A 25,826-nucleotide genomic window follows, 5' to 3' on the forward strand; every position below is an offset into this window, starting at 1 on the left:
GTTAAGCGGCGTACAGACTGGACGCCTCCTGACGAGATAAAGGAAACACGGTGAAGCCAAAGGCGAGCCGATGTTGACTTATCGTAGGAAGGAGAAGGAAGTCTGCTAGTCGCTGGAGCCCGAAGCTGGACAATAGAAAAGCGTAGGGCGAGTTAAGCGGCGTACAGACTGGACGCCTCCTGACGAGATAAAGGAAAAATGAAGTGCGAGAGTGCCTGATTATCGGCAACAAAGCATAAGACGAGCACTGAAGAAGGCGTAGTTTTCCTGCGGCAGCGATTGGCTTATGACCTCGAGCCGATGACACTCGACCTCCTCAAGTCGCGCCACATCCTGTGGCTTCGGTGGCACTAGGACATCTTTTCCGTCGACAGGCTCAAAGCAGCGACATCCTGCCGCTTCGCCTGCACTAGCACATCCCTGTGCGTCGCAGGCTCAGAACGCTACGCTTTAAGTCGGCCAGGCGCCATCGGCGGAAGGATCTAGCCAGCAAGGAGGCATATTCAAAGTAGAATGTGCTCCTGCGGCAAAGCTTATTTGAGGAAGTAATTGGAACATCATAGCAAAGCTCCATGAAGCATTCTCAGAGATGCTTCACACGATGTGATGAAAATCTGCTGCTCTTCTGTGGTGACTGAGAAGCAGCCTCCTCGCAATTTGTGTAGTGCTTGTCGCCTTAAGAATGCGCGCCTTACCCTTTTCTTTATAAAAAGCTTTTCAGCAGCATTCCGGCCCATCCTTTCAAGCGAAAAGAAAAAGGCGGATCAGCAAGATCTTCTACAGACAACTTGCTGGAAAGATTTATATCCTCCTGAACGATTCTTTCAGTTTCCTCAATGAAATCTTGATTGTAAATGAAACAATTGATTTCGTAATTCAGTTTAAAGCTTCTGTAATCAAAGTTGGCTGTTCCGATATCGCAAATCCGTCCGTCTATTAAAATGACTTTCGCATGAAAAAAACCGTCCTCATATTGATAGACAGTCCCTCCGGCTCCAAGAAGTTTCCGCAAGTAGTGCAGCGAAGCCTCCTTTACAATCGGATGGTCCGATTTGTTCGGGACAAGAATTGATACGGAGATGCCTCTTTGAATTGCCTGCATGAGTCCTTCCACCAGTTTTTCAGGAGGAATGAAGTAGGGGGTACCGATAAAAATCCTCTTTTCCGCTTGGTTAATAAGACGCAGGATTTCTTCTTCCGCGTTGATTCCCCGTGTTGGAAAAAAACGGTGAGGCATCGGCCCTTTCTCTAAAGGAGGAAAAAGAGAGTGGTCCTCCAAATGACTGTTACCTGTTGCCTGCTCCCAGTCCATCAGAAATTCTGACTGCAGATCAGATATACCTTCTCCTTTGATCCTGAGGTGATAGTCACGCCAAGGTGAAAGAACAGGATCCAGATCAATATACTCTTTTCCCACATTAAATCCGCCTACATAACCGATTTTTCCATCGATGATGGTCACTTTTCGATGATTTCGTTGTTGGAGGGAGAAAAAGAAAAAGGGTAAGCGAGGGCGGTGGCAAAATGTGACTTCAACTCCGGCAGAGCGGGCCTTTTTAATAAGTTTTTTTGAAACCTCCCTGCTTCCAAACCAGTCAAGCAGAAGCCGTACCTTGATCCCTTTTCGGGCTTGATCGATCAATATTTCAAAAAACAGTTCGCTGAAGCGGTCATTTTTTACAATATAAAAGAGCACATGGATACTCGATTCCGCCTTGTAGAGATCATCAAAGTAATTAGAGAAAAGGTCAGGGCCGCTTGTGATTAATTGCAGATGTCCATTTCTAACAGGATAGCTACTGTGCCTTGTTTTTTTTTCATGAACATACCTGCCTATAAAAAAATCCACAGAAGCGGCAATCAATACTACAACTATTAAAATGATGGACCCGATCAACCACTTCAATGGAATCCCCTCCCCGAAACTAAATTAAAGAAGAACACTTGATTAGTATTCCCCAAAACAATGGTGAAAAAGCTGTGAAAACGGAATAAATCATGTATAATTACATTTAATCTAAAAAATTATAAAGCTGGATGCGGTTGCTTTCCGTGCTGTAAGCATGAAAGCTGAAAAGGGAAGTTGGTGAAATTCCAACGCGGTCCCGCCACTGTAAATGGGAGTCTTCTACTTAAACCACTGTGTTTTTGATGCATGGGAAGGGGTAGGATACGATGAACATGAGCCAGGAGACCTGCCGAATCCAAACACCAAAAACCTGCGCGGATGGGAGAGGTGACAAACAGCTGGCAATGTCTGTTTGGTATTCATGTCCTTATACATACTCATCTCCTGCGCACGGGGATGTTTTTTATTTTTTATATAGGAGGATTTACTGTATGAAAAAGATTTATTCATTGTTAATGGCATTATTGCTGATAGGGTTTTTGACAGCCTGTGGCGACCAGGAAGAAGCCAATAAAGGGAAAGAAAATACTGAACCCAAAACCGAGCAAGCTTCAGAGGACAGTTTTCCGGTAACGCTGAAAGATGCGGTAGATAAAGAAGTAACCATTGATAAGAAGCCGGAAAAAATTATTTCGCTGATTCCAAGCAACACTGAAATTCTTTTTGCTCTCGGTGCAGGAAGTGAAGTTGTAGGTGTTTCTGAGCATGATAATTACCCTGAAGATGTAAAAGACAAAGAGAAGGTGGCAGGGCTTGAATTAAACATTGAAAAGATCATTTCTTTGAAGCCGGATCTTGTTTTGGCACACGCTTCAGCCGGAGATATGTGGGATTCGGGGATAAAACAATTGGAGGATAGCGGGATACCAGTTCTTGTTGTTCACAATGCCGAAAGTTTTGATGAAGTGTATGATACTGTTGATTTTATTGCCAAAGCGACTGGACATACGGAAGAAGCTTCGAATGTCACCGATGTGATGAAAGAAAAACTGGACGAGATTGAAAAGAAAGCGGTTGAAATCAAGGAAGAAGATCAAAAATCAGTGTTTGTAGAGATTTCTCCGGCGCCTGAAATCTATGCAGCTGGAAAAAATACATTTATGGACCAAATGCTGAAAACGATCAACGCAAAGAATGCTGTTCAAGAAGAGGGCTGGCCAATGATGAACGAAGAAGCGATCATTAAAGCAAATCCCGATGTGATCATCGTGAACTATAATAATGTAGAGAATGCGGTGGACCAAGTACTTGATCGCAAAGGATGGCAAGACATTACAGCAATCAAAGACAAGAAGGTCTACATGGTGGACGAAAGTCTTGTAAGCCGTTCTGGCCCGCGGATCGTTGAAGGAGTAGAGGAGCTTGCAAAAGCTGTTTATCCGGAAGTTTTCGGCAAGTAACATTACAGCATATTCTGCGGCAATCATTTTTATGGTTGCCGCCATTCTTGCTGGTATTTCGATAGGATCTGTGAGAGTCCCCGTAGGAGATATTGTAAATATAATGTTTGGGCAGGTTCTGCCAGTTTTAAACGAGAAACAAACTGATCCGATGTATGCCAATATTGTTATGAATATTCGCCTTCCTCGCGTAGTGCTGGCAGGTCTTGTTGGTGCGTCACTTGCAATTGCAGGCGCGGCTTTTCAAGGACTGCTACGTAATCCACTTGCTGATCCGTATACGCTGGGTGTTTCTTCAGGTGCTTCTGTCGGAGCGGTTGTCACTTTGTTTTACCGAATCTCCTTGCCATTGGTGGGAATATATACCCTGCCTCTTCTAAGTATCGCTTCAGCATTCATCACCATTGTGATTGTGCTTTTTTTTGCCAAAAGTATTGACAGATCCATGAAAGTGGAAACAATCATTCTAACGGGCATTATTTTCAGTTCATTTCTAGGAGCCCTCATCTCCTTGATGATTGCATTGTCCGGGGAGGAACTTAGGCAAATCATTGGTTGGCTGCTGGGAAGTGTCTCAATGAGAGGCTGGAGCTATGTGCAAATTATTTTGCCATTCCTGATTGTAGGGAGCGCTGTGCTTTTATTGAATGCAAGAGAGCTGAATGCCATAGCCTTTGGGGAAGAGCGTGCCCAATATCTTGGTGTTAATGTACCTGCCAGGAAATTTGCTGTCCTTGCGGCCAGCTCCATGATCACCGGAGCTGCAGTAGCTGTTTCGGGTGCAATCGGTTTTGTGGGGCTAGTCATCCCGCATTTGACTAGAATATTATGGGGACCGGATCATAAGCACCTTTTCCCGCTCTCCATGTTAATCGGTGCAGGATTCCTAATTTTGGCCGATTTGGCTGCGAGGAGTGTCATTGAACCGGCAGAAATTCCTATTGGTGTTATCACTGCATTGATAGGAGCTCCTGTATTTGCTTTTATTTTGTTGAGAAGACGAATGGAAAGAAGTGGGTGACATGCTTCAAGTAAAAAATCTTTCTGGTGGCTATTCGGATGTAAATATTTTAAGAAATGTATCTTTTTCTGTAAGCCGAGGAGAAATGTTTGGAATTCTTGGGCCGAATGGAAGCGGAAAGTCGACTCTGCTTAAAATGATAAGCAGGGTTCTTTCAATTAAACATGGGGAAATAATGATTGATGGCCGTTCTCTTCAACAATATTCTTCGAAAAAGCTAGCAAGGCTGTTAGCCGTATTGCCGCAAGTCACAAGTGAAGTCTTCCCGTTCACTGTTAAAGAAACAGTTGAACTGGGAAGGTATGCTCATCAGAGAGGTTTGTTTCAAACATGGAGCCCGAAAGATGAGGCAGTTGTCCAAGAAGTAATGACTTTGACAAAGATCAAGGAATTTCAGGGGGTATCATTGCAAGAGCTTTCCGGAGGCGAGCGGCAAAGGGCCTTTCTGGCTCAGGCACTTGCACAAGAACCGGACATACTCTTACTTGACGAACCGACAAATCATCTGGATCTGTCCCACCAAAAGGGTTTGCTTGATCAATTGAAAAGGTGGACCAGGCAAAGAGGACTTACAGTTGTTACGGTTTTTCATGATCTTAATCTAGCCAGTCTTTATTGCGACCGTCTGCTTCTTTTAAATGAAGGGGAAGTCGTTTGTCTTGGCACACCAGAAGACGTTCTGAATGAAACATTGATACAGCAGGTTTATAAAACAGTGCTGGAAAATCACCCGCACCCGGAGGTACCGAAGCCCAATATGGTACTCATACCAGAGCCAGAGTGGGGTGAGAGGACAACCTTGGATGAAAATTATTTATCTAGAAATGATGAAGGTGTCATGTTTCATTCGCCCATCCCACTAAAAACAATAGCGTCTGCTTCACGAGGATCTGGTCTGGGGTGGAAGGAAAAATTCGTCATTAGTAAAGGCAGGTTATTCATAGAAAAAAATGAAAAAACTGTTGAGATGCAGACCCATTCAGCTGATCAGATATACACACAGTATGCTGCATATGATGAAGAAGGATTTTCCATATTAATCATATTGACTGCAGATTGTCACCTGAATTATTTTCATACTTGGCTTTTTATCAATGGGCAGGTTAGTGAAAATACGTTGATTGAGTCACTGGCGTCTGCTTTAGAAGGGAAGCAAACCGCTTTGAAAGAAAAGCTCCGCCCAAATGGCTGGGAAGATGGCATTGTGGTGGCTGCAACGCAAAAGGGTGAAAACTTAACAACGGGAAGACCCTCTTCCAAACTGGGACAAACTATCCTGAAAGGGATGCAGGATTGCTCGGAAAAACTATGCAATAGTATCAAATCAAGCTTGTCGAATTAATGCGGTTTTTTTATCGGGTGTGTATGATAGAATAAAATTAAAGAAAGGAGGGGAAAAGATTTGGATGTTCATGAAAAGTTAGATTTGATTTTGGAAATTCTCGGTGGTCACAGTGAAAAGTTGGACGAGCACAGCCAGAAGCTTGATGAACAAGGCAGAAAACTGGATGAGCACAGCCAGAAACTTGGTGAACACAGTGAATTGCTTGGGGCATTAATCCATGGCCAGCAGGAAATTAAGGCTGATTTGGATGGGTTCAAGCTAGCAACGTTCAAAAGATTTGATGACTTGAATAAAAGATTGGATTCATCCGAGTCAAAGCAGGGCGAGCTGGAAGCAAAAGTTGAACTTTTAGAAAATCGGACATGGACAAATGAATCGGATATTCACCGCCTCAAAAATTTAATTGGAATGAAGTAAATGCAAATAGCCTCGGAAGATTCTCTCATCAATGTAAACTCCAAATGATATACCTGCATATTAAATATTTCCTTTTAGCTGTCCCTAATGATTACAATGGGGGCAGCTTTTTCATTTTTCATCTTGACTGAATGCTCATTCATTATATAATAGAGTTAATAACTTTCAGAAAAATCATTTGATGTGTAAACATTCGGAAGGGAGCGGTTACTTCATATGCATGCTTTGCTGTGGTTGAACTGGATAGCGTTTCTGCTTGTCACTGCATACGGTATTTCTCTTTTTGTCTATGTAGTCATGACACGCATCAAGTTTATTAAACTTGGAAAAAAGGCTGAATTTGATAATGACGTCAAAGAGCGGCTGAAAAATATTTGGACATTTGTTTTCGGACAAAAAAAACTGCTAAAAGATAAAAAGAGCGGAATCATCCATGTCATGTTTTTCTATGGATTTATTCTCGTGCAATTTGGTGCAATCGATTTCATTTGGAAAGGACTCGTTCCGGGTTCTCATCTTCCACTCGGTCCTATCTATCCTGGATTTAAATTCTTCCAGGAAATCGTGACGCTCATTATATTGGTCGCAGTAGTATGGGCATTTTATAGGCGGTATATTGAAAAGTTAGTGAGGCTAAAACGTGGTTTCTATGCAGGGCTTGTCCTTCTTTTTATCGGGGGACTCATGCTGTCCGTTTTGCTTGGGAATGGAATGGCGCTTGTTTGGCAAGAAGAGGCGCTGACATGGACTGAGCCTGTGGCTTCTGGAATTGCAACCGTATTCAGTTGGATGAGTCCGTTTGCTTCGGGGGGTATATTTTATATCGCTTGGTGGATTCATCTCCTGATTTTACTTGCTTTCCTTGTTTATGTGCCGCAATCAAAGCACGCTCATTTGATTGCAGGTCCAGCAAATGTTTATTTGGAGCCGATGGATGGAGGTAAAAAGCTGAAACCGATTGATTTCGAGGATGAAACAGCAGAAACTTTCGGTGTGGGAAAAATCAATGAGTTCACAGACCTTCAGCTCGTGGATCTTTATGCTTGCGTGGAATGTGGTCGATGTACGAATATGTGTCCAGCGACAGGTACGGGAAAAATGCTGTCCCCGATGGATATCATGATCAAACTCAGAGACCATTTAACGAATTACGGGGCTGCTGTAACGAGAAAGCAGCCATGGGTTCCGACTTATGCTTTCGCGAACACGCTTGGCAATCAAATTGCAAAGGCTGGCATAGGAGAAGGTGCATCCGAAGTAGCTGCATCATTAGATTACCAGCCGAGTATGATTGGCGATATCATCACGGAAGAGGAATTATGGGCTTGTACAACATGCCGGAATTGTGAAGACCAATGCCCGGTCATGAACAAGCATGTGAGTCATATTATCGACATGCGCCGCTATCTTGTTCTAACGGAAGGTAAAATGAATCCAGATGCACAGCGGGCCATGCAAAATATCGAAAGGCAGGGCAACCCTTGGGGGCTGAATCGGAAAGAAAAAGAGAACTGGCGTGAGCTTCGGGAAGATGTGCAGGTGCCAACCGTCAAAGAGCTGAAGAAAGTCGGAGAAGAATTCGAATATCTGCTTTGGGTGGGTTCAATGGGTGCGTTTGACAATCGCAGCCAGAAGATCGCCTTGTCGTTTGTGAAACTGTTGAATGAAGCCGGAGTGAAATTTGCTATCCTTGGAAACAAGGAGAAAAACTCTGGCGATACGCCACGGCGTCTCGGTAATGAATTTTTATTTCAAGAGCTGGCTGCTGCTAATATTAAAGAATTTGAGAAAAATAACGTTAAAAAAATTGTGACAATTGACCCTCATGCATATAATATATTTAAAAATGAGTATCCTGATTTTGGATTGGAAGCCCAAATTTATCATCATACCGAACTGCTTGATCAGTTGGTGAAAGAAGGACGCTTAAAGCCAAAATATGAAGTAAATGAAAAAATCACTTTTCACGATTCCTGTTATCTTGGACGCTATAATGACGTCTATGATCCTCCAAGGGAAATTCTCAAATCGATTCCAGGTGTCACTCTTGTGGAAATCGAAAGAAACCGTGAAAACGGCATGTGCTGCGGAGCCGGCGGTGGATTGATGTGGATGGAGGAAGATACAGGACAGCGCATTAACGTTGCCAGAACTGAGCAGGCACTTGCTGTCAATCCTTCCGTTATCAGTTCCGGATGCCCATACTGCCTGACGATGCTGTCAGACGGCACTAAGGCAAAAGAAGTGGAGGATACAGTAAAAACATATGATGTAGCAGAGCTTTTGGAAAAGGCCGTATTTGGAGAGTCGGGAACGGTTAAAGCTTCGTAGGTGCTTCTTTTAACAGGAGCACCTCCTTCTAAAAAAATTAATCGAGTGAGCGTTCAGTCGTCTTTTTGAAAGCGTTTTATATGTAAAGGGGGGAAAGTATCAGCTTCAGAGTCCAGCGACTGGCAAACATTACCCTCTTATTTTCGAAAAGGCTCCACTTTTTTCTATCTTTATCGGAGAAGTGGTATTAGAGGATAACATCAGCTTCGACGCTTAGCCCCGCAATGATTAATCCGATTACCGGTAGTTGTTGAAGTACTGTTTCTTGGGGAATGCCCCATTTTCCCGAGCTAACTAAGATGTATTCGCATTTCTGTCCTGTTTGTACATCGTTAAAGGGCATCTGTGTAATTCTAATAGATTAAAAGGGAGATGAAAGAATGACTAGAACAGCAATTCTTGAAGGTGCAAGAACCCCCTTTGGAAAATTTGGCAGCAGCTTGAGTTCATTGACTGCATCTGACCTTGGCGGAATCGCTGTAAAAGAAGCGTTGGTCAGATCCGAAGTAAGGCCGGAGGAAGTTCAGGAAGTAATTCTTGGTACAGTTTTACAAGGAGGTCAAGGGCAAATTCCATCAAGGCAAGCGGCAAGGAAGGCAGAAATCCCTTGGGAAGTGAAGACGGAGACTGTGAATAAGGTTTGTGCTTCAGGAATGAGGGCTGTCACATTGGCAGATCAGATTATCCGGGCAGGTGATGAGGAAGTCATTGTGGCCGGTGGCATGGAATCGATGTCCAATGCCCCTTATATATTGCCGAAAGCCAGGTGGGGCTACAAGATGGGAGATGCATCGGTAATCGACCTGATGATTCATGATGGCCTGACCTGCTCTTTTTCAGGTTTCCATATGGGGACATACGGAAATAATAGTGCACTACGATATGAGGTTACGAGAGAAGCTCAGGATAACTGGGCACTTAGAAGCCATGAACTGGCTATCCAGGCAAGAGATAAAGGAGTTTTTGCAGAGGAGATCATTCCAGTGAAAATCCCGCAGCGAAAAGGAGATCCGCTTGTTGTGGACCAGGACGAGGGACCGCGGAGCGATACATCGATAAAAAAATTAGCTCAGCTTAAACCTGCTTTCGGGCCGGATGGAACGATCACCGCTGGTAATGCTCCGGGGGTGAACGATGGTTCAGCGGCTCTCGTGTTAATGAGCGAAGAACGAGCAAATCACGAAGGAAGAAATCCCCTTGGGTTCATTGTCGGTCATGCGGAGGTTGCAGTTGAGGCAAAGGATTTTCCCGAAACCCCTGGTCTTGTTATCAATGAACTGTTAAAAAAGTGTGGGAAAACAGCAGAAGAAATTGACCTTTTTGAAATTAACGAAGCTTTTGCTGCTGTTGCGTTGGTGAGCAGCAAAATTGCTGGACTTGACCCTCAAAGAGTGAATGTAAACGGAGGAGCCGTAGCGCTTGGACATCCTATTGGTGCCAGCGGTGCCAGGATTATTCTGACGCTCGCTTATGAGTTAAGGCGTCGAGGAGGAGGGATCGGAATTGCTTCTATATGCTCGGGCGGGGGCCAGGGCGATGCAGTGATGATTGAAGTTCCGAGAAATGATTGACGGGGAGGGAACAATAAATGCAAATTGAAAAAGTAATGGTTGTCGGTGCTGGCCAGATGGGAGCAGGAATTGCACAAGTTTGTGCACAAGCAGGCTATCAGGTTTATTTAAACGATATGAAAGAAGACATCGTTGAAAAAGGGCTGGGAGTTATTGCTAAAAATTTGGAAAGACAGGTTCAGAAAGAAAGGATTAGCTCAGATGAAAAAGAGCGTATTCTTGCAAGGTTTATTAAATCAATTGATTTAAAAGATGCCAAGAATGCGGATATCGTGATCGAGGCGGCTGTTGAAAACTTAAAGATAAAAATGCAGATTTTCGAGGAGCTGGATCAATATGCACCGGCCCATGCCATCTTAGCCACCAATACTTCTTCTCTGCCCATCACAGAGATTGCAGCAGCTACAAAGCGTCCGGAAAAGGTGATAGGCATGCATTTCATGAACCCGGTTCCCGTTATGAAACTAGTGGAAATTATCAGGGGGCTTGCAACAGAGGGGGAAGTGTATGAAGCCGTGGAAGCAATGACAGAACGTTTGAAAAAAGTACCTGTAGAAGTGAATGATTTTCCAGGATTTGTGTCAAACCGGGTTCTCATGCCTATGATCAATGAGGCAGTCTACACATTATATGAAGGAGTTGCAACAAAAGAAGCGATTGATGAAGTGATGAAGCTTGGGATGAATCACCCAATGGGACCGTTGACCCTTGCTGATTTTATCGGGCTCGACACGTGCCTTTATATTATGGAGACACTTCATGAAGGCTTTGGGGACGATAAATACAGGCCTTGTCCTCTATTACGAAAATATGTAAAAGCAGGCTGGCTTGGGAAAAAATCAGGTCGAGGGTTTTATGTATATCCATCGAAGGACAAATAATCAACTAAAAAACGTCGAGGAATGAAGGAGGCAGCGATGAACCTTCAATTTACTGAAGAACAGTTGATGATGAGAGAAATGGTACGCAGATTTGCTGAAACCGACATTAAGCCGAATATTGAAAGAATGTCAGCCGGGGAGTTTCCTAGGGATATCATCGAGAAAATGGGAAAGCTGGGCCTAATGGGAATCACCACTCCGGAACAATACGGCGGAGCGGGGATGGACTTCACCTCCTATATCATTGCGATCCATGAACTTTCAAAAGTAAGTGCGACGGTGGGAGTCATTTTGTCCGTCCACACTTCCGTCGGGACGAACCCGATTCTCCAGTTCGGGACGGAAGAGCAGAAACAGACATTTGTTCCGAAGCTTGCGGAAGGAAAATCATTGGCAGCGTTTTGTCTTACGGAGCCTGGGGCAGGCTCGGATGCGGGAGCCATCAAATCCAGAGCAGTCAAAAGAGGGGAGTTTTATGTGATCAATGGCTCCAAAATATTCATCACGAACGGTGGAGAAGCCGATATTTATATTGTTTTTGCTGTGACTGATCCAACTAAAGGAAGCCGTGGAATCTCTGCCTTCATTGTTCAAAAGGACACTCCGGGACTTCTCATTGGAAGAGACGAAAAGAAGATGGGACTAGACGGATCGAGAACGGTTTCTCTCACCTTTGATGACATGAAAGTCCCTGCAAAAAACCTGCTAGGAGAAGAAGGAAAAGGCTTCAAAATTGCAATGGCTAATCTGAATATTGGCCGGATCGGGATTGCTGCACAGGCCCTTGGTATTGCTGAAGCCGCTTTTGAAGCCGCAGTCGATTATGCAAAGGAACGCAAGCAGTTCGGCAAGCCGATTGCTGAACTACAGGCCGTGGCTTTTAAACTCGCTGACATGGGAACCGCTGTAGAAAGCGCCAGATTATTGCTATATCGTGCGGCTGCCCTTTGTGCAACGGGGGCCCAATGTGTAAAGGAAGTATCGATGGCTAAGCTGTTTGCTTCAAGGACTGCGATGGAAAATGCTACAGAGGCAATTCAAATATTCGGAGGATACGGATACACGAAGGATTATCCAGTTGAACGCTATTTCAGAGATGCCAAGGTAACGGAAATATATGAAGGAACAAGTGAAATCCAAAGGGTTGTCATCAGTAAGCAATTGTTGAAATAGAGAGAACAGGTTGAGGAGGAGTCTCGATGAATTTTAAATTAAGTGAAGAACATGAAATGATCAGAAAAATGGTGCGTGACTTTGCGAAAAACGAAGTGGAGCCGACCGCAGCGGAGCGTGATGAAGAAGAACGCTTTGACGTGGATATTTTTCAAAAAATGGCCGGGCTGGGATTGACGGGTATCCCATGGCCGGAAAAATATGGCGGTATCGGCAGTGATTATTTGGCGTATTGCATTGCCATCGAAGAATTGTCCCGCGTCTGTGCATCTACTGGAGTAACGCTTTCTGCCCATACATCCCTTGCAGGCTGGCCAGTTTATAAATTTGGCACAGAGGAGCAGAAGCAGAAATATCTGAAGCCGATGGCAGAAGGCAAAAAGATGGGGGCTTACGGCCTGACGGAGCCTGGTTCCGGATCAGATGCAAGCGGTATGAGGACAACGGCCAAGCGGGAAGGGGACCATTATGTTTTGAACGGCTCCAAGATTTTTATAACAAATGGCGGGATCGCTGATATTTATATTGTTTTTGCCCTGTTGGATCCGGAGGATAAACGGAGCTCTACAGCTTTTATCATTGAGAAAGACTTCGAAGGGTTTTCTGTCGGAAAAAAAGAGAAGAAACTGGGAATCCGGTCCTCTCCCACAACAGAAATCATTTTTGAAGACTGTAAAGTCCCGGCGGAAAATGTACTAGGAGAGGAAGGACAGGGCTTTAAAATTGCCATGATGACCCTTGACGGTGGCCGAAATGGAATTGCGGCGCAAGCAGTCGGAATCGCCCAGGGAGCTTTAGATGCTGCTGTCGAGTACGCGAAGGAACGTAAGCAATTTGGAAGGCCAATCGTTGACAATCAGGCTATCTCCTTTAAATTGGCAGATATGGCAACAAGTATCGAAGCATCAAGACTATTAACCTATCAAGCGGCGTGGCTTGAGTCGGAAGGTCTTCCATATGGGAAAGAGTCGGCCATGTCTAAGTTGATGGCTGGAGATACAGCGATGAAAGTGACAACCGAAGCAGTACAGATATTTGGCGGCTACGGATATACGAAGGACTATCCGGTTGAACGATATATGCGCGATGCCAAAATCACTCAAATATATGAAGGAACGCAGGAAATCCAAAGGCTTGTCATTTCCAGAATGTTAACGAATTAGAAAAGCGTAGGGCGACGTTTAGCGACGTACAGACTGGAGCGTCTTCGACGAGATAAAGGAAACACGGCGACGAAGGAGCCGATGTTGACTTATCGTAGGAGGGGGCGGGAAGTCTGCTAGTTGCTGGAGCCCGGAGCTGGCCAATAGAAAAGCGTAGGGCGACGTTTAGCGACGTACAGACTGAGCTGAAATGTGGAAGACGGCCGTTTAGGGGCGACAAGCGCTGGAGGGCAATCCAGTGAAGTCGTTCTTTGACTTCATAGGATTGACCGAAGCGACCTCGAGCCCCTGCCGTCTGCAACTAGACAAGAGCGTCTTCGACGAGATAAAGGAAAAATGAAGTGCGAGAGTGCCTGATTATCGGCGACAAAGCATAAGGCGAGCGCTAAAGAAGGCGTAGTTTGCCTTCAGCGGCGATTGACTTATGACCTCGAGCCGATGGCACTCGGCAGGCTCAAGCAGCGACGTCCTGTCGCTTCGCCTGCACTAGCACATCCCTGTGCGTCGGCAGGCTCAAGCAGCAACGTCCTGTCGCTTCGCCTGCACTAGCACATTCCTGTGCGTCGGTCGCCTCAAGTCGCCACATCCTGTGGCTTCGGTGGCACTAGGACGTCCTATCCGTCGGAGCTGGCCAATAGAAAAGCAGATAGTGACACGGTTTTAGAACTAGTACTGGACAATAGAAAGAAGGTGAATCATATTGACCGTTAAAAGGGAGATTCAGGCATCAGTCAAAGACGAACAACTTGTGGAAAAACGCAGGAATCAAATGATCCGCGGAGCGGTGTCCCTTTTTAAAGAGAAAGGTTTCCATCGGACGACTACAAGGGAAATTGCGCGAGCTGCTGGTTTTAGCATCGGTACTTTATATGAATATATCAGGACAAAAGAGGATGTGCTTTTCCTAGTATGCGATAGCATTTATGAGCAGGTCAGGAACAGGCTGAGCAGCATGGATCTTGAAAGAGGGACGTTAGAAAGCTTGAAGCTAGGAATTGATCATTATTTCAGAATCATTGATGAGATGCAGGATGAAGTACTTGTTATGTATCAGGAAGCAAAGGTTTTATCCAATGAAGCCTTACCTTATGTGTTAAGGAAAGAATTGGAAATGGTCGGTATGTTTGAAAAATTGATTAGTCGCTGTGTGGAAAATGGAGAGCTCGATATCAGCAACGAGCATCAGCAGCTATTAGCGCATAATATTTTTGTACAAGGACAAATGTGGGGATTCCGGAGATGGGCTCTGCAAAAAACATGCTCAATTGATGATTATATTTGCCTCCAGACCGATTTGCTTTTTTCAGGAATCAAAGGCTTTAAGAGACAAATGGAAGTAGGAGGATGAAAAAGTGAATGAAATCTACACGCCCAAACACCATGTCCGATTTATAACAGCTTCCAGTCTGTTTGACGGGCATGACGCTTCCATCAATATTATGCGAAGAATATTGCAAGCCAGCGGAGCAGAAGTGATTCATCTTGGACATAACCGATCGGTGGAGGAAGTGGTCAATGCGGCAATTCAGGAGGATGTGCAGGGGATTGCCATTTCCTCTTATCAAGGAGGACACGTAGAATATTTTAAATACATGCATGATTTGTTGAAGGAAAAGGGAGCGGCAAATATACGCATTTTGGGGGGAGGCGGTGGGGTAATCATTCCCCGTGAAATTAAGGAACTCCATCAATACGGGATTGCTCGTATTTTTTCTCCTGAGGATGGGCGGACTCTTGGCCTGCAAGGCATGATCAACCTGATGCTGGAGGAATGCGATTTTTCAACTGTTGGTGATTCTATCAGCGCAGAAGTTGAGAGATTAAAAGAAGGCAGCAGTTCAGCTGCCGCTAAATTGATCTCATTGGCTGAAAACCGGGCAGGAGAAAGGGACAATAAAAAATATTCGAAGGTTTTTGCCGAAATTCAGGAAATGAATAAAAAGGTACCGGTTTTGGGAATCACAGGAACAGGCGGTGCGGGTAAGAGTTCGTTAACTGATGAACTGATTCGCCGGTTTATCCATGAAATTCCGGAAAAAAAAGTGGCAGTATTATCAGTGGATCCGACCAAGCAAAAGACAGGCGGAGCGTTATTGGGAGATAGGATCCGGATGAATGCCATTTTTTCACCGCGTGTGTATATGAGAAGTCTAGCAACCCGAGGCTCAAGAAATGAGCTTTCTGAAGCTATCCAAGATGCCATCCAAATCGTAAAAGCAATGGGTGTTGACCTTGTGATTGTTGAAACAAGCGGAATCGGCCAGGGCGATGCCGAAATAAGGGAAGTAAGCGATGTTTCCATGTATGTAATGACAAGCGAGTTTGGCGCTCCCACGCAATTGGAAAAAATCGATATGATTGATTTTGCTGATATTATCGCTATCAACAAGTTTGAGAAAAAAGGATCCGAGGATGCAAGGGATCAGGTCAGGAAGCAATATCAAAGAAGCCATATGCTCTTTGATAAGGATTTGGAAAAAATGCCGGTGTACGGAACGATCGCCAGCCAGTTCAACGATCCTGGAACGAATACCTTATTTGCGGCCCTGATTGATCTGTTGAATGAAAAATGCGGTACGAACTGGAGTGTTTCTTTTTCTAAAGATGCAGGAGAAGGAAAGCAGAGTGTGATTATACCGGCTTCACGTCAGCATTATTTGCGCGAAATTGCCGATACTGTCAGAAGGTATCATAAGCAGGCAGAGGAGCAGGTCCAAGTCGCAAGGCAGCTCTTTCAAATTGAAGGAACAATTAAAGCGGTAAAAAATAGAGGGGAACACGAGGCTATATTGACGACCCTCGAGGAACTAAAAAAAGAAACGGAAGAAAAGCTCACTCCCTATTCGAAGAAAGTATTGGAGGGTTGGGAGGAAACGAAAAAATCTTACGCAGAGGATCGATTTGTCACAAGAATAAGAGGCAAAGAAATTGTAACAGAACTAAAGACAAAAAGCTTATCAGGACTTTCCATCCCGAAAGTAGCTCTTCCTTCCTATAAAGATTATGGAGAAGTTTTAAATTGGATATATAAGGAGAACGCTCCGGGATCCTACCCTTATACAGCGGGTGTGTTTCCTTTTAAAAGACAGGGGGAGGATCCGAAACGACAGTTTGCTGGAGAGGGGACGCCTGAAAGAACGAATCGCCGATTCCATTATTTATCGAAAGATGATGAGGCTAAACGGCTAAGTACTGCTTTTGACTCAGTTACATTGTATGGAGAGGATCCTGATTACCGTCCGGATATATATGGAAAAGTGGGGGAAAGCGGTGTTAGCATCTGCACACTTGATGATATGAACAAACTGTATGACGGTTTTGATCTTTGTGCCCCATCCACCTCTGTTTCGATGACGATTAACGGTCCCGCTCCGATCATCCTGGCGATGTTCATGAATACGGCCATTGAGCAGCAAGTAAAGAAAAAACGGGCGGAGCTAGGACGTGAATTGACTGAAATTGAATATGAAGAAGTGAAGAAGCATACATTGAAAACAGTTAGGGGGACAGTTCAGGCTGATATTTTAAAAGAAGACCAAGGTCAGAATACATGCATTTTTTCAACTGAGTTTGCCTTAAGGATGATGGGTGACATTCAGCAGTATTTCATTGACCATCAGATAAGAAACTATTACTCGGTATCGATTTCTGGGTACCATATTGCTGAAGCAGGCGCCAATCCTATTTCACAATTGGCTTTTACCCTGGCTAACGGATTTACGTATGTTGAATACTATTTAAGCCGGGGAATGGACATCGATGATTTCGCACCGAATCTGTCGTTCTTTTTTTCAAATGGGCTTGATCCAGAGTATACGGTCATTGGCCGGGTGGCCAGGAGGATTTGGGCAATTGTCATGCAGGAGAAGTATGGCGCAAATGAACGGAGCCAGAAGTTGAAATATCACATTCAAACGTCAGGTAGATCTCTTCACGCACAAGAAATTGATTTCAATGATATCCGGACGACACTCCAGGCGTTGATGGCCTTACAGGATAATTGTAACTCACTTCATACGAATGCGTATGATGAAGCTATCACGACACCAACGGAAGAATCGGTCAGAAGGGCAATGGCCATTCAGATGATTATCACAAAGGAACACGGTCTTTCAAAAAATGAAAATCCTCTACAAGGTTCATTTATTGTGGAAGAGCTCACTGACCTCGTTGAGGACGCCGTGCTCAAGGAGTTTGAAAGACTAAATGATCGAGGGGGAGTGCTCGGCTCCATGGAGACTCAGTATCAGCGTGGGAAAATACAGGAAGAGTCCATGTATTATGAAACGCTTAAGCATTCCGGAAAACTGCCGATTATCGGGGTGAATACGTATCTGAATCCGAATCCCCCTTCCGAAGAGGAACTGGACAATATCGAATTGGCACGAGCAACAACAGCGGAAAAAGAAACGCAGATCCGAAACCTTCACGATTTCCAGGAAAAACATCTAGATGAAGGCGAAGAAGCGTTAAAACGATTGAAAAAGGTTGCCATCAGCGGAGGAAATATCTTTGCAGAGTTGATGGAGACAACCAAAACAGCAAGTCTTGGACAGATTACCCATGCCTTATATGAGGTGGGGGGACAGTATAGACGCAATATGTGAGAAAAACACATCCACCTATCCTGGATTTTTATTCTCTGTCTGGATAAAATAAGTAATAAATCTTATATATGACTGGATGTGGGTGCATGAAATTCGGGCTCAAGATCATAGGCTTTTTCCTTGCTGCGGCAATCAGTTATTTTCTGTACCAAAGCGGTCTTGGAGCGATTCCGTTTCTAGTTACCTCAGTCGTATTATTTTACCTTGGTTATCGCCTTACTCTCAGTTCTGATAATAATCGGACGGAGGGGCGGCCGCCTAAGTAGAGATGGATACCACAGCATGAGTGGCTATACCTTTTCATGATGATCATGCTTCGTGGAACTGATAGGTGGAAAAATTAAAAGGACCTTCGTAAGACTATCATGTTTATAGAAGCCTAAATGTGTTTGTGTTTGGGCTTTTTTTGTTGTAATATTTTATCGCATTATGTTACGTCTTGTTCCAGCGTCTATCGACTAGCAACTCCTGTTGAAGCTAAAGGATGTGCGACTTGAGACGGCCTGTGTCGCCGTGTTTTCTGAATGCGACGTACAGGGAGGTGCTTGTGCAGGCGAAGTGATAGGATGTCGATGCTTGAGCCGAAAAGCAAGCACTCTAGTACTTCCTTTTCCTCTATCTCGTCGAAGGCACTGTCCAGCTACAACGCTTAGCCTCTTGGGGTCATAAGTGGTGGCTGAGGAACGCCTCCTTGGGAATTGTCTTATGCTTGTCGGGGCTAATCAAGGCGTTTTCGCATTTCACCTCAGTCTGTACGTAGATGAACAGGCGCTAGCGCTTTTATTCTGCCAACGAGTGCATCAAATATCCAAATGAAAAATTAATGAATAAAAAGGTAGCATATTGGAAAGATATTTGTTTATAATGTTGAGTATCTATATTTTAGCATTAAAGGCAACGGGCTGGCCTTTTATCAATAGGCGGAAAGGTTGTGCAGGGATTGAAACTTGAGCAATTATCTATGGATGAGCGTAAAGAGATGTCTTTTATTGAAATTGCGCAAAGCATATTGGAAGAAAAAAAGCAGGGAATGCCATTTCAGGAGCTTACAGCAGAGATTGGAAATTTTTTGGAGTTGCCCGAAGAAGAGCTGCGTTCAAGAATGCTTCAATTTTATACCGACTTGAATGTCGATGGCAGTTTCCTAGCATTGGGAGAAAACCAGTGGGGGCTGCGTGAATGGTATCCGTTTGATCAAGTAGACGAAGAAGTCATTGCTCCAATACCGACGAAGAAGAAAAAGAAAAAATCGAAAGCTGCATTGGAGGAAGAAGACCTGCTGCTTGATATCGAGGATGACGAAGTAGATTTTGATGATGATTTAGATGATGACATAGAAGAAGATGAGAGCCTTGAAGCCCTTCGTGAAGAAGAAGCTGATTTTGAAGATGAAGATGAGGAACTGCTTGATGATGACGACTATGACTTGGATGATGATGATGATGATTTAGATCTGGAAGAAGAGGAAGAAGAGGAAGAATAGTTCTTGACTTCTTATCTCCCAGTATGTAGAATTTTACTTGGGCTCCTTGAAAAAGGACTGACTCACAATACTCAACGCTCCCTTACTTTTGTAGCGGGGCGTTTTTTTATGTTTTTGACATGATGGATACCATGAATGATAAGCGGCGTACCGTGGCTGAGGCTATCTAGCTTTTTCAGGCTGAACGGGCGCTTGCATTTTTGCTTTTTTTGGTTATCCGGTTCAAAGATGTGGAAATATAGGGACAGGATGAAGGAGGAAAAATTGTGTCAAAATATATTTTTGTAACCGGTGGTGTAGTTTCCTCACTTGGGAAAGGTATAACTGCCGCATCACTTGGACGATTACTTAAAAACCGCGGCTTGAATGTGACTATTCAAAAGTTCGATCCCTATCTTAACGTGGATCCAGGAACAATGAGCCCGTATCAGCATGGTGAAGTGTTTGTAACGGAGGATGGTGCTGAAACCGATTTAGACCTTGGCCACTACGAACGTTTCATCGACATCAACCTTAATAAGTTCAGCAATATTACTACAGGAAAAATATATTCGGAAGTCATCAGAAAAGAGCGTCGAGGCGATTATAATGGGGGCACTGTCCAGGTCATTCCCCATATTACAAATCAAATCAAGGATCGCATTTACCGTGCAGCGGAAAAAACTGATGCTGATGTCGTCATTACAGAAATCGGCGGTACCGTTGGCGATATAGAGTCACTTCCTTTCCTTGAAGCTATCAGGCAAATGAAAAATGACGTGGGTCGTGATAATGTCATGTATATCCACTGTACCCTTGTACCGTATATTAAAGCTGCTGGTGAAATGAAAACAAAGCCGACACAACATAGTGTAAAAGAGCTTAGAAGCCTGGGAATCCAACCAAATGTTATCGTCGTTCGCACAGAAATGCCGATTTCTCAAGATATGAAAGACAAAATAGCCTTATTCTGTGATATCGAAAAAAATGCTGTCATTGAATGCTTGGATGCAAGTACATTGTACTCTGTTCCACTATCTCTTCAAGAGCAGCATTTGGATCAAATCGTCTGTGATCATTTAAAGCTTGTTTGCCACGAGGCGGATATGACAGATTGGAGAACCTTGGTAGAAAAGGTCCAAACCCTGTCTAAAACAACTAAAATAGCCTTAGTTGGAAAGTATGTGGAACTACCAGATGCCTATATCTCAGTAGTGGAGGCATTGAAACACGCAGGTTATGCCTTTGATTCAGATGTTGAAGTCAAATGGCTTAACGCGGAGCTTGTGACATCAGAAAATGCAGCAGAATTGCTGTCTGACTGTGATGGAATCCTTGTGCCAGGCGGGTTTGGAGACCGAGGTATTGACGGTAAGCTTTCCGCAATCAAATATGCCAGGGAAAACAAAGTGCCATTTTTGGGAATCTGCCTAGGGATGCAATTGGCTTCCATCGAGTATGCGCGAAATGTGCTCGGAATTGAAACAGCCCATTCATCTGAAATCAATCCCGCAACAGATCATCCTATTATTGACCTTCTTCCGGAACAGGAACAACTGATCGACTTGGGAGGAACACTGCGCTTAGGTCTTTATCCTTGCAAGCTTAAGCCGGGAACAAAAGCTCATGAAATGTATCAGGAAGAAATAGTGAGCGAGCGCCATCGTCATCGTTATGAGTTCAATAATGAATATCGCCAGCAAATGGAAGAGGCTGGATTTGTATTCTCTGGGACAAGTCCTGATGGACAGTTGGTAGAGATTGTAGAAATAACTGACCACCCATGGTTTATTGGTAGCCAGTTCCATCCTGAATTTACATCCCGTCCAACAAAACCGCAGCCGCTTTTTAAAGGATTTATCGGAGCTGCATTGGGAAAATAGGACTAATACCTTTTCATGTCTAAAAAGCTATTCGCATCTTTAAAATAAAACTGCCCAAAGGACTGGGCAGTTTTATTCATTTTCCAAAATAATTTCATCTATAGTTAATTTCAATATGTGGTAAATATAAAGGGCGGCGATTAGGGATGGGAAAACCACTCTCTTTCCATCGTCAGCTGGAAGGATGGCCCTGATAACATGCGTGTCAATATGAATATCGGCCAAATCAGTCAAATCCTCTTTTGCCTCATTCTTTGCAGCTGAAACGGAAACAAAAGGAATGCCTTTTTCCATAAGTTCTTGGCCGAGGGAGACTGCTTCCGGAGTGTCGGAAAAGCGAGAAAAGACAATGACACGGTCCGTATGAGTCAGCGCATTCGTTTGATCCAGTGTTTCCGCATGCATCATAGGTTCGGCCCCTTCTATGGCTTCAAGAATAACTCCTTCCATTTCGTTGAAGCCTTTAAAATATATTTTACCTTCACCTGCAGGAGCCTGGGCTAATAGTCTTGCCCCATCTTCCAAGGCTAATTCTTCTTTTTCTTTTAGTTTCAAAAACAGCCCGGTCAGTTGGGTTGATAACATTTTTAACATGAAATAACTTCCTTTCATCAAGCGTCTATAACTTATTATAGATGTCTGGACTTGGGAAAAAAAGAAAGAGACAGTGGGAGAAGGTGGAAAGGATATATATCTTTAGAAGGAAATAAGGCATCGGACAGCGAAAGGATATAACGACAAACAAAATTTGAAAAGTTAAAGCTGAAAGTTTTTGAGGTGGTTGTTAGAATAGCAATTTAATAAAGGGGGGATAGCATTGAGAGAAAAAGTGTTAATAGTCGATGATCAATTTGGGATACGGACTTTATTAAATGAGGTTTTACAAAAAGAGGGCTATGAAATTTTTCAAGCTGCAAATGGTTTGCAGGCGTTGAGTGTGACAGAGCAGTATGCTCCGGACCTTGTTTTATTGGATATGAAGATTCCGGGAATGGATGGCCTTGAAATATTGAAAAAAATGAAAGAAATTAATTCCGATATCAAGGTCATTATCATGACAGCATACGGCGAGCTGGATCTTATTGAACAAACGAAAAAATTGGGAGCGCTCGCGCATTTTTCAAAGCCGTTTGATATCGAAGAAATCCGTTCAGCTGTAAAGAATTATTTAAGGGTTAATTCAGATCAGGCAACTACATAAAACATGAACTTCAAAAAATACTCCATCGTTGGTATTGTAGTAAATAATTTGATATGATGATACTGCAAAAAAACGACTGAGGCTTCTATTGGGGTAGCCCAATATTTAAAGGAGGAAAAGATTTTGCCTTTAGTATCAATGAGAGAGATGTTACATAAAGCAAATGAAGGAAAATACGCGGTTGGCCAATTTAATTTGAACAACCTGGAATTTACGCAGGCCATTCTGCAGGCGGCCCAGACAGAGAAATCACCTGTTATTTTGGGGGTTTCGGAAGGTGCGGCTCGTTACATGGGCGGCTTCAAACTAACAGTACGCATGGTTGAAGCACTTATGGAAGAATACGGGGTAACAGTCCCAGTAGCGATTCATCTTGACCATGGATCCAGCTTCGAAATGTGCGCTAAAGCCATACATGCAGGTTTCACCTCTGTCATGATTGATGGTTCTCATCTACCACTTGAAGAAAACATCGAACTGACAAAGAAAGTGGTCGAACTTGCGCATATGTTTGGTGTTTCAGTAGAAGCTGAACTAGGAAGAATAGGCGGCCAAGAGGATGACCTGACAGTGGACGATGCTGAAGCATCTTATGCAATTCCCGAAGAATGTGACCGCCTCGTAAGAGAAACGAATGTGGACTGCTTCGCGCCTGCTCTCGGTTCTGTTCATGGACCATACAAAGGCGAGCCTAATCTTGGTTTCGACCGTATGGAAGAAGTCATGAAATTAACAGGTGTACCGCTAGTTCTTCATGGTGGAACAGGCATTCCGCTTAAAGATATTCAAAGAGCGATTTCCCTGGGAACAGCTAAAATTAACGTAAATACGGAGAACCAGATATCTTCCTCGAAGCGTGTGCGTGAAGTGCTCGCAGAAAATCCTGAAATGTATGATCCTCGTAAGTTTTTGGGTCCTGCAAGGGAAGCGATCAAAGAAACTGTCATTGGAAAAATGAGAGATTTCGGATCTTCAGGAAAAGCGTAAACGCCTTGCTCAGCCCCGACAAGCATAAGACGATTCCCGAGGAGGCAGTTCTTCAGCCGCCACAGGGAATCAGCTTATGACCTCGAGGGGCTAGGCGTTGGAGCTGGACAGTGGAAAAGCGTAAACGCCAGTATTTGATTTATAAAAACTATAGAAATAGAGAACAATGAAACCGCCTGGCTTACTTGGCGGTTTCCATGTTATATACAGAAAAGCGCAAGGCGCCTAGCCATCGAAGCTAGACAATAAAAGAAAAGCGGATGGCGCCTGAAGCTAGACAATACTACAAAAAGGAGTTGTATCCATTGAAGTTTTTTCTAGATACTGCCAATCTTGATGAAATAGAGAAAGCGATTGAATTTGGAATCATCGACGGAGTTACAACAAATCCGTCATTGGTGGCGAAAGAGGATGTTTCTTTTCATGAGCGTTTAAAAGAAATTACCAAAGCTGTTCCCGGTTCCGTTAGTGCTGAAGTACTCGCGCTAGACACAGATGGGATGGTCAAAGAGGGGATGGAACTGGCAGCCATCGCTCCGAATATTACGGTCAAAATTCCCATGACTCATGATGGGATGAAAGCTGTAAACATCCTTTCCAAAGAAAATATCAAGACGAATGTTACGCTCATTTTTAACTCCAACCAGGCTCTTGTTGCAGCTCGGGCAGGAGCTACTTATGTTTCTCCATTTATTGGCCGTTTGGATGATATCGGGCACAGCGGTGCGGAGATCATTGCTGAAATTGCGGATATCTATTCAATCCACAATCTAGATACTCAAATCATTGCTGCATCCATCCGCCATCCGCAGCATGTGACAGAAGCCGCTTTAAATGGTGCTCATATTGCAACACTTCCATACAAAGTGCTTGTGCAGCTGTTTAAACACCCACTGACAGATTGGGGAATTGAATCTTTTATCCGTGATTGGGAAGCAAGAAAAAATAAGTGATAATTTTGTGGTTTAAGATCCTGAAGTCTACATGTTTCGCCAATATTTGTTTATAATAAGGGGTATAATGCCTTTTTTGAAAAAATGATACCTTAACAGGCGTGAAAGGAAGTCAAAGATGGAGAAGCTAAAGATTGCTGGCGGTTACCCGTTAAAAGGAACAATAAAAGTGAGCGGTGCAAAGAACAGTGCTGTCGCACTTATACCAGCTACCATTCTGGCAGATTCCCCTGTGAGAATTGAGGGCCTACCCGACATTTCGGATGTAGATTCGTTGAGCGGCTTATTGGAAGAAATCGGCGGGAAGGTTATGCTAGATAACGATGTTATGCACGTGGACCCGAGTAAAATGATTTCAATGCCTTTGCCGAACGGAAAAGTGAAAAAGCTGAGGGCCTCTTATTATTTGATGGGCGCTATGCTAGGGCGCTTTAAAAAGGCTGTGATCGGATTGCCTGGGGGTTGCCATTTGGGACCACGCCCAATCGACCAGCATATTAAAGGGTTTGAAGCTCTAGGTGCAAAGGTAACTAACGAACAGGGAGCTTTATACCTTCGGGCAGATGAATTGAAAGGTGCCAGAATTTACCTGGATGTTGTTAGTGTCGGAGCTACGATCAATATCATGTTGGCGGCTGTAATGGCGGAAGGGCGAACTGTAATTGAGAATGCTGCCAAGGAGCCGGAAATTATTGATGTAGCGACCTTATTGACAAACATGGGGGCAAAAATAAAAGGAGCAGGAACTGATGTTATCCGGATAGATGGGGTAGAGCGGCTGCACGGATGTCAGCATACAATAATTCCTGACAGAATTGAAGCAGGAACTTTTATGATTTTAGGCTCGGCAATTGGAGAAGGCGTATTGATCGACAATGTCATTCCGCATCATTTGGAGTCTCTTACGGCGAAATTAAGAGAAATGGGTGTCCCGGTCGAAACAAGTGATGAACAGGTTTTTATCGGAAAAAGTGACAAACTGAAGCCGGTAGATGTCAAAACGCTCGTATATCCGGGTTTTCCAACGGACTTGCAACAGCCTTTCACTTCTTTGTTGACAAGAGTAGAAGGATCTTCTATTGTCACTGATACCATTTATTCCGCGCGTTTCAAACATATTGATGAATTGCGGAGGATGAATGCCAATATTAAGGTGGAAGGAAGCTCTGCAATTGTTAATGGCTCGTCTGTCCTTCAGGGGGCGAGAGTCAAGGCATCTGACCTTAGAGCGGGAGCTGCTCTCGTTATCGCTGGGTTAATGGCCGAAGGGATTACCGAAGTGACCGGCCTTGAACATATTGACAGGGGCTACAGCGGATTGGTGGATAAATTAAATGGTCTTGGCGCTACCATTTGGCGTGAAAAATTGACGGACCAAGAGATTGAACAGCTAAAAAGCTCTTAAACCCCATGTCGAGCCATATACTTTTCTTAATTGGCAAATTATATGCAATACAGAAAATGGCAGAATATGATATACTTTTACTTCAGGGCAATCTAGTAGATTGCTGCCAATGACGGG

Annotated in this window: 20 protein-coding genes and 1 riboswitch; of the genes, 18 read left to right on the forward strand and 2 right to left on the reverse strand. The window is 43.9% G+C overall.

Annotated features, from left to right (window positions below):
* Positions 1 to 703 precede the first annotated feature (703 nt).
* Positions 704 to 1,906 (reverse strand): cardiolipin synthase, encoded by a 1,203-nt coding sequence (cls, locus tag D5F11_RS02540; protein ID WP_120114865.1) that lies wholly within the window; start codon positions 1,904 to 1,906, stop codon positions 704 to 706.
* Between the two features lie 117 nt (positions 1,907 to 2,023).
* Positions 2,024 to 2,217: riboswitch (cobalamin riboswitch) on the forward strand.
* A gap of 123 nt (positions 2,218 to 2,340) precedes the next feature.
* Between cls and D5F11_RS02545 the strand changes: the two genes are divergently transcribed.
* The 14 genes from D5F11_RS02545 (at position 2,341) to D5F11_RS02610 (ending at position 21,163) form a co-directional block, all read left to right on the forward strand.
* Positions 2,341 to 3,309 carry an ABC transporter substrate-binding protein gene (locus tag D5F11_RS02545; RefSeq protein ID WP_120114864.1) on the forward strand — a complete coding sequence of 323 codons (969 nt, stop codon included), beginning with the start codon at positions 2,341 to 2,343 and terminating at the stop codon, positions 3,307 to 3,309.
* Complete coding sequence (locus D5F11_RS02550; protein WP_120114863.1) at positions 3,272 to 4,330, forward strand: FecCD family ABC transporter permease; 1,059 nt, start codon at positions 3,272 to 3,274, stop codon at positions 4,328 to 4,330. Before D5F11_RS02545 ends, D5F11_RS02550 begins: the two co-directional genes overlap by 38 nt.
* A 1-nt stretch (position 4,331) precedes the next feature.
* Positions 4,332 to 5,672, forward strand: coding sequence for an ABC transporter ATP-binding protein (locus tag D5F11_RS02555; protein WP_120114862.1), 1,341 nt, complete (start codon positions 4,332 to 4,334; stop codon positions 5,670 to 5,672).
* 60 nt (positions 5,673 to 5,732) lie between these two features.
* Entirely contained in the window at positions 5,733 to 6,092 is a 360-nt protein-coding gene (locus D5F11_RS02560) for a hypothetical protein (RefSeq protein ID WP_120114861.1), read from the forward strand.
* Positions 6,093 to 6,308: 216 nt separating this feature from the next.
* Complete coding sequence (locus D5F11_RS02565; protein WP_120114860.1) at positions 6,309 to 8,423, forward strand: (Fe-S)-binding protein; 2,115 nt, start codon at positions 6,309 to 6,311, stop codon at positions 8,421 to 8,423.
* A 380-nt stretch (positions 8,424 to 8,803) separates the two neighbouring features.
* Positions 8,804 to 9,994 (forward strand): acetyl-CoA C-acetyltransferase, encoded by a 1,191-nt coding sequence (locus tag D5F11_RS02570; RefSeq protein WP_120114859.1) that lies wholly within the window; start codon positions 8,804 to 8,806, stop codon positions 9,992 to 9,994.
* Between the two features lie 17 nt (positions 9,995 to 10,011).
* Positions 10,012 to 10,875 carry a 3-hydroxybutyryl-CoA dehydrogenase gene (locus tag D5F11_RS02575; RefSeq protein WP_120114858.1) on the forward strand — a complete coding sequence of 288 codons (864 nt, stop codon included), beginning with the start codon at positions 10,012 to 10,014 and terminating at the stop codon, positions 10,873 to 10,875.
* A gap of 36 nt (positions 10,876 to 10,911) precedes the next feature.
* The gene (locus D5F11_RS02580; RefSeq protein ID WP_120114857.1) at positions 10,912 to 12,048 is read left to right on the forward strand and encodes an acyl-CoA dehydrogenase; all 1,137 of its coding nucleotides are present in this window, start codon (positions 10,912 to 10,914) and stop codon (positions 12,046 to 12,048) included.
* Between the two features lie 26 nt (positions 12,049 to 12,074).
* Entirely contained in the window at positions 12,075 to 13,211 is a 1,137-nt protein-coding gene (locus D5F11_RS02585; RefSeq protein ID WP_120114856.1) for an acyl-CoA dehydrogenase, read from the forward strand.
* A gap of 700 nt (positions 13,212 to 13,911) precedes the next feature.
* Positions 13,912 to 14,559: a TetR/AcrR family transcriptional regulator gene (locus D5F11_RS02590; protein WP_120114855.1), complete on the forward strand. Its 648-nt coding sequence runs from the start codon at positions 13,912 to 13,914 to the stop codon at positions 14,557 to 14,559.
* A 4-nt stretch (positions 14,560 to 14,563) separates the two neighbouring features.
* Positions 14,564 to 17,818, forward strand: a complete 3,255-nt coding sequence (icmF, locus tag D5F11_RS02595; RefSeq protein WP_120114854.1) for a fused isobutyryl-CoA mutase/GTPase IcmF — start codon at positions 14,564 to 14,566, stop codon at positions 17,816 to 17,818.
* Positions 17,819 to 17,904: 86 nt separating this feature from the next.
* A complete protein-coding gene (locus tag D5F11_RS02600) occupies positions 17,905 to 18,084 on the forward strand; it encodes a hypothetical protein (RefSeq protein WP_120114853.1) in 180 nt (59 codons plus the stop codon).
* A 674-nt stretch (positions 18,085 to 18,758) separates the two neighbouring features.
* Positions 18,759 to 19,301 (forward strand): DNA-directed RNA polymerase subunit delta, encoded by a 543-nt coding sequence (gene rpoE, locus D5F11_RS02605; RefSeq protein ID WP_244862145.1) that lies wholly within the window; start codon positions 18,759 to 18,761, stop codon positions 19,299 to 19,301.
* Between the two features lie 266 nt (positions 19,302 to 19,567).
* Positions 19,568 to 21,163, forward strand: coding sequence for a CTP synthase (locus D5F11_RS02610; protein ID WP_120114852.1), 1,596 nt, complete (start codon positions 19,568 to 19,570; stop codon positions 21,161 to 21,163).
* A 72-nt stretch (positions 21,164 to 21,235) separates the two neighbouring features.
* Here the strand turns inward: D5F11_RS02610 and D5F11_RS02615 are convergent, their stop codons facing one another.
* Positions 21,236 to 21,757 (reverse strand): DUF2529 family protein, encoded by a 522-nt coding sequence (locus D5F11_RS02615; RefSeq protein ID WP_120114851.1) that lies wholly within the window; start codon positions 21,755 to 21,757, stop codon positions 21,236 to 21,238.
* 223 nt (positions 21,758 to 21,980) lie between these two features.
* Here D5F11_RS02615 and D5F11_RS02620 point away from each other — a divergent pair, with 223 nt between their 5' ends.
* The 4 genes from D5F11_RS02620 to D5F11_RS02635 all read left to right on the forward strand — a co-directional run bounded on the left by D5F11_RS02620 (position 21,981) and on the right by D5F11_RS02635 (position 25,709).
* The gene (locus D5F11_RS02620) at positions 21,981 to 22,364 is read left to right on the forward strand and encodes a response regulator (protein ID WP_120114850.1); all 384 of its coding nucleotides are present in this window, start codon (positions 21,981 to 21,983) and stop codon (positions 22,362 to 22,364) included.
* A gap of 123 nt (positions 22,365 to 22,487) precedes the next feature.
* Positions 22,488 to 23,351 (forward strand): class II fructose-1,6-bisphosphate aldolase, encoded by an 864-nt coding sequence (fba, locus tag D5F11_RS02625; RefSeq protein ID WP_120114849.1) that lies wholly within the window; start codon positions 22,488 to 22,490, stop codon positions 23,349 to 23,351.
* A gap of 305 nt (positions 23,352 to 23,656) precedes the next feature.
* Positions 23,657 to 24,304, forward strand: a complete 648-nt coding sequence (gene fsa, locus D5F11_RS02630; RefSeq protein WP_120114848.1) for a fructose-6-phosphate aldolase — start codon at positions 23,657 to 23,659, stop codon at positions 24,302 to 24,304.
* 118 nt (positions 24,305 to 24,422) lie between these two features.
* A complete protein-coding gene (locus D5F11_RS02635; protein ID WP_120114847.1) occupies positions 24,423 to 25,709 on the forward strand; it encodes a UDP-N-acetylglucosamine 1-carboxyvinyltransferase in 1,287 nt (428 codons plus the stop codon).
* The last annotated feature ends 117 nt before the right edge of the window (positions 25,710 to 25,826 follow it).

Source organism: Siminovitchia terrae (assembly GCF_003605405.2).
In the GTDB taxonomy this organism is placed as follows: domain Bacteria; phylum Bacillota; class Bacilli; order Bacillales; family Bacillaceae_C; genus Siminovitchia; species Siminovitchia terrae.